8 protein-coding genes are annotated in these 11,857 nt (G+C 69.5%); 7 read left to right on the top strand and 1 reads right to left on the bottom strand.

The window, feature by feature from the left end; all coding sequences use genetic code 11:
- Positions 1-382: 382 nt before the first annotated feature.
- Positions 383-811, bottom strand: a complete 429-nt coding sequence (locus ACLJO0_RS37725) for a PaaI family thioesterase (RefSeq protein ID WP_038511292.1) — start codon at positions 809-811, stop codon at positions 383-385.
- Positions 812-1,020: 209 nt separating this feature from the next.
- Here ACLJO0_RS37725 and polA point away from each other — a divergent pair, with 209 nt between their 5' ends.
- From polA to ACLJO0_RS37690, 7 genes are all read left to right on the top strand, one after another.
- Entirely contained in the window at positions 1,021-3,762 is a 2,742-nt protein-coding gene (gene polA, locus ACLJO0_RS37720; RefSeq protein ID WP_410584185.1) for a DNA polymerase I, read from the top strand.
- 64 nt (positions 3,763-3,826) lie between these two features.
- Complete coding sequence (locus tag ACLJO0_RS37715; RefSeq protein WP_410584183.1) at positions 3,827-5,431, top strand: serine protease; 1,605 nt, start codon at positions 3,827-3,829, stop codon at positions 5,429-5,431.
- Positions 5,428-7,671: a tetratricopeptide repeat protein gene (locus tag ACLJO0_RS37710; protein WP_410584181.1), complete on the top strand. Its 2,244-nt coding sequence runs from the start codon at positions 5,428-5,430 to the stop codon at positions 7,669-7,671. The genes ACLJO0_RS37715 and ACLJO0_RS37710 overlap by 4 nt, the downstream gene beginning before the upstream one ends.
- 55 nt (positions 7,672-7,726) lie before the next feature.
- Positions 7,727-9,142: a VWA domain-containing protein gene (locus ACLJO0_RS37705; protein WP_410584179.1), complete on the top strand. Its 1,416-nt coding sequence runs from the start codon at positions 7,727-7,729 to the stop codon at positions 9,140-9,142.
- A complete protein-coding gene (locus ACLJO0_RS37700; protein WP_410584177.1) occupies positions 9,139-10,227 on the top strand; it encodes a hypothetical protein in 1,089 nt (362 codons plus the stop codon). Before ACLJO0_RS37705 ends, ACLJO0_RS37700 begins: the two co-directional genes overlap by 4 nt.
- Positions 10,224-11,513 carry an ABC transporter substrate-binding protein gene (locus tag ACLJO0_RS37695; RefSeq protein WP_410584175.1) on the top strand — a complete coding sequence of 430 codons (1,290 nt, stop codon included), beginning with the start codon at positions 10,224-10,226 and terminating at the stop codon, positions 11,511-11,513. The genes ACLJO0_RS37700 and ACLJO0_RS37695 overlap by 4 nt, the downstream gene beginning before the upstream one ends.
- A gap of 10 nt (positions 11,514-11,523) precedes the next feature.
- Positions 11,524-11,847 (top strand): CU044_2847 family protein, encoded by a 324-nt coding sequence (locus ACLJO0_RS37690; protein WP_410584173.1) that lies wholly within the window; start codon positions 11,524-11,526, stop codon positions 11,845-11,847.
- The last annotated feature ends 10 nt before the right edge of the window (positions 11,848-11,857 follow it).

Here is an 11,857-nt window from a genome sequence, read left to right as displayed (position 1 = left end):
GACCCCTTCACGTACTTAGGCCGTGTCCTGCAAGTCTGTTCGCGGTCGCCCGCGCGGTGACCGGGTGGATTTCTGGTCATCCAACGCACCAAAATCCACACGGTCGGCGATGGTCCTGACAGCGAGTGAGGGGTGTGTGGATATAGGGACACTCAACGTCCCTATATCCACACACCCCGCCCGCCGGGAACGCGACACCAAAGGTCCCCCGCTCCCTTTTCGCAGGTCAATACACCTAGGCGCAATGAAGGACTCCTTCATGTACCTCCGGTGCGACCTGGAGCCCCAGCGCCGTCCTTCGGACGTAGTGAGGGCCTCCTTGCCTACCCTCAAGGTAGTGAAGGAGGCCTTCACGGACTTCCCGCAGGCACCCGCTGGCGCCTCAGGCGCCCGGCGGCCGTTCCCGCACCACGCACGTCAGCCGCGCCGTGCAGGAGCGGCGCCCCTGGTCGTCGGTCAGCACGATCTCGGCGGTGACGGTCCCGCGGCCGACGTGCACCGGGGTCGCGACCCCGGTCACCCGCCCGGACCGGACCGCCCGGTGGTGGGTGCAGGAGAGTTCGAGGCCCATCGTCGCCTTGTCGGTGCCGGCGTTGAGCGCGCACACCATCGAGCCGAGCGCCTCGGCGACGACGGCGTTCGCTCCGCCGTGGAGGAGGCCGTACGGCTGGAGGTTGCCCTCGACCGGGATGCTGCCCACGACGCGTTCGGGACCGAATTCGCTGATTTCGAGCCCGAGCTTGTCGTTGAGCTGCTGTCCGGCGAAGGCCGGGTCGATCCCGGCGAAGGATTCGAGGGCTTGTTCGGTCACGCAGCGCTCCTTAACATTCGTGCGACCCGCGACCGCGTCGCCGGGGCGCACGTTATCGAGTTTTTCTCACGTCCTGCCCTCAGGACGCCCTGCCGCCCCGATCGCGGGGCCTGGCGGTTTCCTGTGCCGAGAGGGCCGGGCAGCGTCGCCGACAGCCCGCAACCGACACGACAGGAGAACTGTCAGACCCTCACCCTAGACTCGCTCCCGTGAGCCCGAGTGAGAACACGACCGTTGCCAACGCCACACCCGTCACCGCACAGGCCGAGCGGCCCAAACTGCTGCTGATCGACGGCCATTCGATGGCGTATCGCGCGTTCTTCGCGCTGCCCGCGGAGAACTTCAAGACGAAGACCGGGCAGACGACGAACGCGGTATTCGGGTTCACCTCGATGCTCATCAACCTGCTGCGCGACGAGGCGCCGACCCACCTCGCCGTGGCGTTCGACCTCTCCCGCAAGACGTTCCGCTCGGAGACGTTCAAGGACTACAAGGCCAACCGCAGCGCCACGCCGGACGAGTTCAAGGGCCAGGTCGGGCTGGTCGAGGACGTGCTGAAGGTCCTCGGCATCCCGGCGCTGACCAAGGAGAACTACGAAGCCGACGACATCATCGCCACGCTCACGACACAGGCGACCGCCGAAGGCTTCGACGTCCTCATCTGTACGGGCGACCGTGACGCGCTCCAGCTGGTGACCGACCAGGTCACCGTGCTGTACCCGAAGCGCGGCGTGTCGGAGATGACGCGGTTCACCCCGGAGGCGGTCGAGGAGAAGTACGGCCTCACCCCGGCGCAGTACCCGGACTTCGCCGCGTTGCGCGGAGACCCCTCGGACAACCTGCCCAGCATCCCGGGCGTCGGCGAGAAGACGGCCGCGAAGTGGATCAGGCAGTTCGGCTCCTTCAACGAGCTGATCGACAGGGTCGACGAGGTCAAGGGCAAGGTCGGCGACGCGCTGCGCGAGCATCTCGGCGCGGTCATGCTGAACCGCCAGCTCACCGAGCTGATCCGCGACGTCGAGCTGGAGCTCGGCCCGACCATGCTCGAACTTCGCCCGTGGGACCGCGAGGCCGTGCACGCGCTGTTCGACGAGCTCGAGTTCCGTGTCCTGCGAGACCGCCTCTTCGCCACTTTGCAGAGCGCCGAGCCCGAAGCCGAAGAGGGCTTCGAGGTCAGCGGCTCGAAGCTCGCCCCGGGCGCACTGACGGAATGGCTGTCTTCGCACACCGGCCAGGACCAGCCGGTCGGCCTGGCGTTCCGCACCACGGGGGCCTCGGTCCGCGCCGATCTGAAGGCCATCTCCTTCGCGGCCGCGGATGGCGAAGGCGCGTATGTCGACGTCACATTGATGGACGCCGAAGACGACAAGGCGCTCACGGCCTGGCTCGCCGACGAGAAGATCCAGAAGATCGGCCACGAGCTCAAGGTCCCGTTGCACGCCGTCCGGGCGCGTGGCTGGACGTTCGCCGGGCTCGTCATGGACACCGCGCTCGCGGCGTACCTGGTCCGCCCTGGGCAGCGCACCTTCGAGCTCGACGACCTGGCCCTGCGGTACCTGCACCGCGAGCTGCGTTCCGAGGCCGACACCGGGGACGGGCAGCTTTCGCTGCTCGACGGTGGCGCCGAGGACATGGAACAGAAGGAGATCCAGGCCGAGCTGGTCAAGGCCCGCGCGGTCGCCGAGCTCGCGGGCGCGCTGACCAAGGAACTCGAAGAACTCGGCGGCGCGCAGCTGCTCGCCGAGCTCGAACTGCCGCTCCTGCAGGTGATCACCGGGCTCGAAGCGGCGGGGATCGCGGTCGACATCGAGCATCTGACCGATCTGGAAGCGCATTACCTCAACCGGGTCACGCAGGCCGCGGACGAGGCGTACGCGGTCATCGGCAAGCAGGTCAACCTCGGTTCGCCGAAGCAGCTCCAGGTCATCCTGTTCGACGAGCTCGGCATGCCGAAGACCAAGCGCACCAAGACCGGTTACACCACCGACGCCGAGGCGCTGCAGAGCCTGTTCGAGAAGACCGAGCACCCGTTCCTGCAGCATCTGCTGGAGCACCGGGACGCGACCCGGCTGCGCACCACCGTCGAGGGCCTGATCAAGTCGGTCGCCGACGACGGCCGCATCCACACAACGCTTTTGCAGACGATCGCCGCCACGGGCCGGCTGTCCTCGGTCGACCCGAACCTGCAGAACATCCCGATCCGCACCGAGGAAGGCCGCCGCATCCGCGACGCCTTCATCGTCGGCGACGGATACGCCGAACTGATGACGGCGGACTACAGCCAGATCGAAATGCGGATCATGGCGCACCTCTCGCAGGACGAGGGCCTGATCCAGGCCTTCAACAGCGGCGAGGACCTGCACACGTTCGTGGCGTCGCGCGCGTTCTCGCTGCCGCCGGAGGAGATCACGCCGGAACTGCGGTTCCGGGTCAAGGCGATGTCGTACGGCCTGGCGTACGGGCTTTCGGCGTACGGGCTTTCGCAGCAGCTGCGGATCTCGACCGAAGACGCCAAGGAACAGATGGAGGCGTACTTCTCCCGCTTCGGCGGCGTACGCGATTACCTTCACTCTGTCGTGGGTGACGCGGCGAAGGTCGGCTACACCGAGACGATCTTCGGCCGCCGTCGTTATCTGCCGGACCTCAACAGCGACAACCGGCAGCGCCGCGAGATGGCCGAGCGGATGGCGCTCAACGCCCCCATCCAGGGCAGCGCGGCCGACATCATCAAGGTCGCCATGCTCAACGTGCACAAGGCGCTGACCGAGGCGAAGCTGAAGAGCCGCGTGCTGCTGCAGGTCCACGACGAACTCGTCCTCGAAGTCGCCGATGGCGAGCGCGAGCAGCTGGAAGCGTTGGTGCGCCAGGGAATGGGCTCGGCCTACGAACTGGCCGTGCCGCTGGAGGTCTCGGTCGGGTACGGACGGTCCTGGAACGACGCCGCGCATTAGGCTTCGTGAGTGGTAATGACGGTCAGAACCGTCATTACCACTCACGATCGGTAGGGTCTTCCGCGTGACTTCCGAGCGCAGACGCTGGCGGGTGCGGCTGCGCGATCATCGTGGGCGGATCCTGGGCGCCGGGACCATGCTCGACGGTGAACACCTCCTCACCTGCGCTCATGTGATCGAAGGCCACGACGGCGTCGCGGTGGATTTCGTGGCGCTTCCCGGTGTGGAGCCGGGAATCGCCACAATCGTCGCGCAGGCGGCACCCATCGGCGACGACGGCGGGGACATCGCACTGCTCCGATTGCGTGACGCCGAGGAGCAGATCACCGGCGCCCCGCTCCACCGGACCGCACTCGAGGACGGCCAGCGCGTCCGCGCGTTCGGCTTCCCGTCCGGTTCTGACGGCATGTGGTCGCTGGCGACCGTCGTCGGCGACGGCGGGCACGGTCTCGAACGGGTCCAGCTGCACCGCACTCCCGACACCGAGCCGATCACCCACGGATTCAGCGGTTCCGCGGTGATCGCCGACAAGACCGGGCACGTCGTCGGCATGGTCGCGACCCGGTACGCGACCGAGGCCGCCCGCGTCTCCTGGATGATCCCGGTCGAGACCATGCTCGGTTACCTGCCGGAACTGCGCCGCTGGGCCGAGGGCAGCCCCGCGATCGACCCCGGTTTCGTGCAGTACCCGGAGCCGCCCGCGATGGACGTGCTGTTCGCCCGCGAATTCGCCCGCTGGCTCGGCGGCCACGGCCAGGCGGATGTCCGGGTGATCATCATGGGCGAGGACGATTCCGCCGTCGCCGCCTCGTTGCGGCGCGCGGTCGTCCTCGCCGACCGCGAACACGGAGCGGGCCGGAGCGCGACCGGGCCGACGGTGCCGCCCGTGGGCAGTGTCGTGCTCGCCGTCGACGCGGTCGGCAAGACCGCGGACGAGGTCCGGCGCCGCATCTCCGACCGGCTCGACGTCGCTGCGGACTCGCCCGCCGGCCGTCACGGGTCCGGCCGCACGGTCGTCGTCTACGGGATCGACGAAGCGGCCGAACCCGACGAACTCGTCGGTGACGTGCTCGTGCCGCTGGCCCAGCGCGCGCACGAACTCGGGCTGCGGCTCGCGCTGGCCTTCCGCGAGGAGACCTCGCCGGGGGTGAGCGTGGTCCGGTCGAGCACCGACGTCCTGCCCGCCGGCGACGACGACATCGAGGGCCGTCTCGCCCTGCTGGAAATCCGATTGGGTGAACTTGCCCGGCTGGAGAAGGACAATCTGGGCGACGCGCCCCGCTTCACCGACGTCCAGCAAGTCCATGCCAAGGCACGACGGCTGACAGGCGCGTTGACGCAACTGCGGTCGGCGGAGCAGGACGGCGACTCCGAGTGGGTGAAACGGCAGCTTCCGGTCTGCGAGCGAGCCGTCGCCAGGACCATCGACCGCGCCCGCGACTTCCGCCGCCTTCTCGACGAGCACCTCGCCCGGCGCGCGGAATTGCGCGCCCGGCTCGACGCGTACGGGGAAATGGCCCGTAACAGCGGCTTCGTCGAAGACGTCGAACTGGATGCCGCCTACGCCCCCGCGTGGCGGACGCTCTTCGAAGGACCGTGCGACCTCGCGGCCGCGGCGGCCGCCGTCGAGCGATACGCGGACACCGTACGGAAACGGATCGACGGATGACGGCCTGCGGACACGACGGCTGCCCCGGCATGCTGGGCAGGACCGGCTTCTGCAAGATCTGCGGGCTGCCACCCGGAACGCCCGAAGAGCCCGCGCCCCGGGAGAAGCCGACCCTGGTGATCCCCGGTCCCGGCGAGGCGCCGACCAGGATCACCAGCACCGTGGTCACCCGCTCCCAGCAGATCGCGGGCCACGCGACCGCGGACGACCGGGTCCCGCTGCCGATCGTCGAACTGCCCGACCTCGCGGGCCGCCTGCTGACCGAACCGCATGTCCCGGAGGAGGAACGGTTCTGCGGCAAGCACGGGTGCACGGCCACCCCGGTCGGCCGCTCGATCGGCGGCGGTCCCGCGCCCACCGAGGGATTCTGTCCGGTCTGCCGGACGCCGTTCTCCTTCTCGCCGAAGCTCGCGGCGGGTGACGTGGTCGACGGCCGCTATCACGTACTCGGCTGCGTCGCGCGCGGCGGACTCGGTTTCGTCTACCTGGCAACGGATTCCGGGCTCGGCGACCGGTACGTCGCGCTCAAGGGCCTGATCAACACGAACAACACCGCCGCCGTGCGGATCGCGGAGACCGAAAGCCAGGTGCTCACCGCGCTGGACCATCCGAACGTCGTCCGGATCCTCGACGTGGTCGAGCACGAGGAGTTCCGCTACATCGTCATGGAGTTCGTCGACGGGCTTTCCTTGCGGGAGATCAAGAACCGCGGCCGGGCCGGGCTGGATTCGAGCGAAGGGCGGCTGCTGGTCGAGCACGTCGTGGCGTACGGGCGCGAGATCCTGACCGCGCTCGACTACCTGCACGGCGAGGGTCTGCTGTACTGCGACATGAAGCCGGACAACGTGATCCACGGCGAGAAGCGGATCAAGCTCATCGATTTCGGCGCCATCCGCAAGATCTCCGACGACGAGAGCCCGACCGTCGGGACCGAGCACTATCAGGTGACCCCGCGCGAACGGGCGAAACACGGCCTCACCGTCCGGTCCGACATCCACACCGTCGGCGTGACCTTGCGGGAGCTCTTCCAGGCCAGCGACGGCTGGTCGGTCACCACGGACGCGCGCGGCGTCCGGTTCGGCATCGAATCGTTCATCCGCGTCCTCGACCGGGCGACCGCTCCGTTCGAGCAGCGGTTCGCGACCGCGCGCGAGATGCTTGCCCAGCTCGACGGCGTACTCAGCGAAATCCTTTCCTTGCGGGACAAGCAATCCCGGCCAGCCGGATCGACGCTGTTCGCCGAAGGGGCGGTCCTGCTCGACGCGGGACTCGGCCAGGCGCCGCCGCTGGAGCACTGGACGCGGGGGACACCGGTCTCGCTCGGCGCGCGCCCGACAGCCGTGGAGATAGCCCTCGGCCTGCCGGTGCCGCGTGAGGATCCGGACGATCCGCAGGCGAACTTCCTCCGTGCCGTCCGGGCCCCCGACGCGGCGCGGTTGCTGAAGAAACTCGACAAGGTGCCGGGTTCGGTGGAGGTCGGATTCCGCCGGTGCCGGGCACAGCTGGAACTCGGCGCGACCGTCGAGGGCGCACTGGCGGTGGCGGCGGCCGAACGGCTGCTCGGCGAGCGCGCCGCCCATGACTGGCGGGTGGCGTGGCATCGGGGACTGCTCGCGCTCGGCGCGGGCGATTTCGCCGCGGCCAAGGAGAAGTTCACCGCGGTGTACCGCGACATCCCCGGCGAGGAGCCGCCGAAACTCGCGCTGGGCCTCTGCGAAGAGCACCTCAACGGCGCGGCCGCCGCCGAGCGGTACTACGACGCCCTGTGGGTGCGCGACCGGTCCCAGGTCAGCGCGGCGTTCGGGCTCGCGCGGGTCCGGCTGCAGCGGGGAAACCGGGCCGCCGCCGTCGAAATCCTCGACCAGGTCCCGGAGTTCTCGCGCTACGACGAGGCCGCGCGGATCGCCGGGGTGCGGGTGCTGTCCGCGCCGATGCCGGGCACGGGGGACCTCCCCGCGTCGGCCGAACTCGACGACGCCGTGGTCCGGTTGACCGCGTTGGACCTCGACGGAGACTCCCTCGACAGGCTGGTGACGGCCGTGCGCGAGACGGGACTGGCGGCCGTGCTCCTCGGGCAGGACGGGATCACCGGCGGCGAGATCCTGCGGGCGGACGAGACGGGCGCCCGCACCGTGCTCGACAAGTCGTACCGGCGGCTCGCCCACCACGCGCCCGCGCCGGAAGCGCACGACGTGCTGATCGACCTCGCCAACTCGGTGAGACCGGTGACCTTGGTGTGAGCGCCTTGCCGAGGTCGATCGCGGTCGCGGGTTCACCTGGGAAGAAAGGGGACTGATGAGCGGGGAGCCGAGTCTGGGTCTTGAGGTGCACCAGAACAAGTTCCTGGCCGAGAGGGACCGGGCGATGACGGCGATCGTCCGGGTGGTCTCCCGCGGCGGTGAGGCGGCCGTCGCCAGGACGGCCGCCGAAGTCCTGATGATCGACTGCTCCAGTTCGATGCGCTTTCCCAGCACCAAGATCGGCGAGGCACGGCGAGCCGCGGTGGCGGCCATCGACGTCTTGCCCGACGGCGTGCGGTTCGCCGTCATCCAGGGCACCGACCGCGCGAAGATGATCTACCCGGCCGAGGACGGCCTGGTGACCGCGTCCGCGGCGACCCGGGCGGAGGCACGCGCCGCGGTCGAGCACCTGGCGGCCGTCGGCGGCACTGCGATGGGCGCCTGGCTCGCGAAGGCGCGCGACCTCTTCGAAGGCGTACCCGACGCCGTCCGCCACGCGATCCTGCTCACCGACGGCCGCAACGATTCGCAGACCAGGGCCGACCTGATGAGTGTGCTGAACGGCTGCGAGGGCCGGTTCGTCTGCGACGCCAGGGGGATCGGCGATGGCTGGGAACCCGCCGAACTCACCCAGATCGGCCGGGTGCTGCGCGGGAACGTCGACTCCGTCGTCGAGGACGACAAGCTCGCGGAGGATTTCCGGCAGCTGATCGAGAACGCGATGACGAAGGTGCTGCCCGAGGTCCGGCTGCGCGTCGGCACCATGCCGTTCAGCAGGCTGCGGTCGATCAAGCAGGTGTTCCCCGACGAGTACGACCTCACCGACCGGTGCCACGAGGTCGCCGTCCGCGAACTGGAGCTCTCGCTCGGCTCGTTCGCGAGTGACGAGACGCGGGACTACCAGCTGATCCTCGATCTCGATCCGGACCTCGAACCCAGCCACGGGCAGGACCGTCAGCTCGCCTGGACGGAACTCGTTCCCGTTCCCGGCGCCTCGATCGAGGAGGACGCGCTGGCCATCGCGGGGCGATGGACCCACGACCCGATCCCGCCGACGCTGATTCACCCGATGGTCTCGAAGTACGCGGCGCAGGCCGATCTCGGCGACGCGCTGACCGCGGGCGGCGACGCCTACGCGGCGGGTGACCGGGCAGGGGCCGAACGGGAGTGGGGCCGGGCGGTCGCGCTGGCCACCGCCGCGGGCGACGAAGAAACGCTCACCCGTCTCGCGGGGGTCGTGGAGATCGTGGACGCGGAGAAAGGGGTCGTGCGCCTGCGCCCGGACGCGACACGCAGCCACGCCTTGCACGTCGTCATCCCGTCGAGGGTTTCGGAAATCGCCCTTCCGCAGGAAGATCGGCCGATGCCCGACGCGTCACCGGTCGCCTGTGCCGACTGCCCCGCTCTTTCCCCCGCCGGGGCGAACTTCTGCGTCGGCTGCGGAAGACCGTTCGGCGAGGCCGTTTCGTGACGGCGACCCGCGTACGGCTGGTCCGGCTCCGCACCGCCCTGCTCGCGCTCACCCTCGCGGTCCTGGTGGTTTCGCTGTGGGCGTTCCAGAACGTCCAGAAGACGGCCGAGACCGTCCGCGACCGGACCGCGCAGGCGGTACTCGAAGTGACCGCCGCGCGGGCCGCACTGGTGGCCGCCGACGCCGCCGCGATCACGAGTTTCGCCTCCGGCGAGGCGAGACTCGCCGGTCCGGGGCAGGAGTACTCGAATCAGCTGGCGCTGGCGAGCCAGAGCCTCGCGAGGGTCGCGGAGTTCAACCAGGCGGGTGAGGCGGGCGGTAACGCGCTGCAGGTGGTGGAAAGCCAGGTCGCGGCCTACTCGGGCTCCATCGGGCAGGCCGACGTGCACTTCCGTCAGCCGGACGCCGCCGTGCTCGGCGCTGTCGACCTCTGGCACGCCTCACGGCTCCTGCACGCCGCGGGCGGTGTCCTGGAGGAGCTGGAAGCGTTGCAGACCAGGCAACGCGAGGCGCTGAACCGGCAACTGTCGGCCACCGGGATGAGCCCCGCGATGCTTCCGCTTTGGTTGCTGCCGGTGCTGGCCCTCCTGGTGCTGCTGGTCCTCACCCAGCTGTATCTGCGGAAACGGTTCCGCCGCGTGGCGAACGTCCCGCTGCTCGTGGCGACCGCGTTGATCGCCGCCATCGGGGTCGCCCTGGTGTTCACCCTGGTCAGCCGTGACCGGCTGGACTCGGTCGGGGAACGGCTCGACGGCGTCGCCGCCGCGAGGTCCGCGCAGATCAAGGCGGCCGACGACGCCGGCCAGCGACGGCTCGCCGACCTGCTGGCCGAGTACTGCGACGAGGAGCAGGGATGCGGAGTGACCGTCGACGAGTTCCGGGCGCGGGCGCGGCAGGCCACCACGGTGGCGACGGACAACACCCGGGTGGCCACCGCGGGCGCGAAGGCGGTGGCGGCCGACGCCTCCGCGGCGGCCGAATCCGGCGGGCGGGAGTTCCTGATCCCGGCGGGCACCCTGCTCGCGGGCGCGCTGGTCCTGCTCGGGCTGCACGCCCGGATCGACGAGTACCGGTACCGCCCGTGAACCGCCTGCTGGCCGTGCTGATGGCGCTCTCGCTGGTCGCGGGCGGCTGTTCGGCGTCGGCGGACGACGGGCCGGTCGTCGTCCTCGCGTCCTGGACAGGGGAAGAGGAGAAGGCGTTCCGGCAGGTGCTGGACGCGTTCAAGGCCGACACCGGGATCGACTACCTCTACGAAGGCACCCGCGCGGTCGACCAGGTGCTCGCTTCGGACGTCCAACGCGGTCGACCGCCGGACGTGGCCGTCCTGCCCAACGCCGGGGTGCTGGCGAAGTACCAGAAGTCGGGCGATCTGCTGCCGCTCGACGACGCACTCTCCGCCGCGGTGACGCGGTCGTTCAGCCAGCAATGGGTCACCCTGCAGCAGATCGGCACCCAGAAGTTGTACGCCGTCGCGGTGAAGGCCGATCTGAAGAGCCTGATCTGGTACAACCCGGCGCGGCTGACCGGGATCCGCCCGACGACGTTCGAGGGGCTTCGCACGTATTCCGCCGGATTGACGGCGGCGGGCGGCACGCCCTGGTGCGTCGGGATGGGCGCCCCGCCGGCCTCGGGCTGGCCGGGAACCGACTGGATCGAGGACATCCTGCTGCACTCGGCGGGACCGGACAAGTACCGGCAGTGGGCGTCCGGCGGCTTGCAGTGGACGTCGCCGGAGGTCGAACAGGCCTGGCGCGACTGGGGTTCCGTGCTCGAGCCCGCCGCCATCCGCGGCGGCACCGCGGCCGCGCTGCTGACGGACTTCGGCGACGCGGGCAAGGCGATGTTCACCGAGCCGCCGGGATGCGCGCTCGAACACCAGGCGTCGTTCATCATGAGCCGCTACCAGAACTTCAAGCGACCCGACGGGTCGTTCCCCAAGCCGGGCATCGATTTCGACTTCCTGTCCTTCCCGGGACGTGACGTCTCCGAGGTCGCCGCCGACCTCGCCGGAATGTTCCAGGACACGCCCCAGGCGCGGAAGCTGATCGAATTCCTGGCCTCGGAGAAGGCACAGCGGATCTGGCCGTCGATTCCCCGCGCGAACGCGTTTTCCGCCAACCGGCAACTCGGCCTCGACGTCTATCCGGATCAGGTGAGCAGGCGGGTCGCGGACAGGATCACCTCGGCTTCCGCTCTGTGCTTCGACGCCTCGGACCTGATGCCCGCGACGATGACCGGCGCCTTCCACCGCGCCGTCCTGGAGTACCTGAGCAACCGCGACCGGCTGGACATCCTGCTGAAGCAACTCGAAGACGTCCGGAAGAGCATCCAGCCGGGCGAATGGTTGAAGATCCCCTGTGGACAGTGAAGGAGCATCGGTGAACGACCTGGCTCGGTTCCCGCTCGAAGGCGGAGGTTCGGTGGTCGTCGAGATCGACCCCGTCCCTGGCACCTCCCGCGTCTCCCGGCGCGACGACCTGGTCGAGGACGCCAAGGGGTCGTTCGAGGCGGCGCTGGCGAACGTGAAGGAGGCGGCCACGGCGGCACTGGACACTTTCCGGTCGATGACCAGGGGACCGGACGAGGTCGAGCTCAAGTTCGGCGTCAAGCTGACCGCTCAAGCAGGTGCGGTGATCGCGAAAACGGGCCTGGAAGGCAACTTCGAGGTCAAGCTGAAGTGGGCCCGGGACACCGAGAGCTGAAGGGGACTTT

It is taken from the genome of Amycolatopsis sp. lyj-108 (assembly GCF_046549005.1).
Lineage (GTDB): Bacteria > Actinomycetota > Actinomycetes > Mycobacteriales > Pseudonocardiaceae > Amycolatopsis.
The sequence above is the reverse complement of the archived record's forward strand: the minus strand, read 5'-3'. Positions and strand labels throughout refer to the sequence as shown.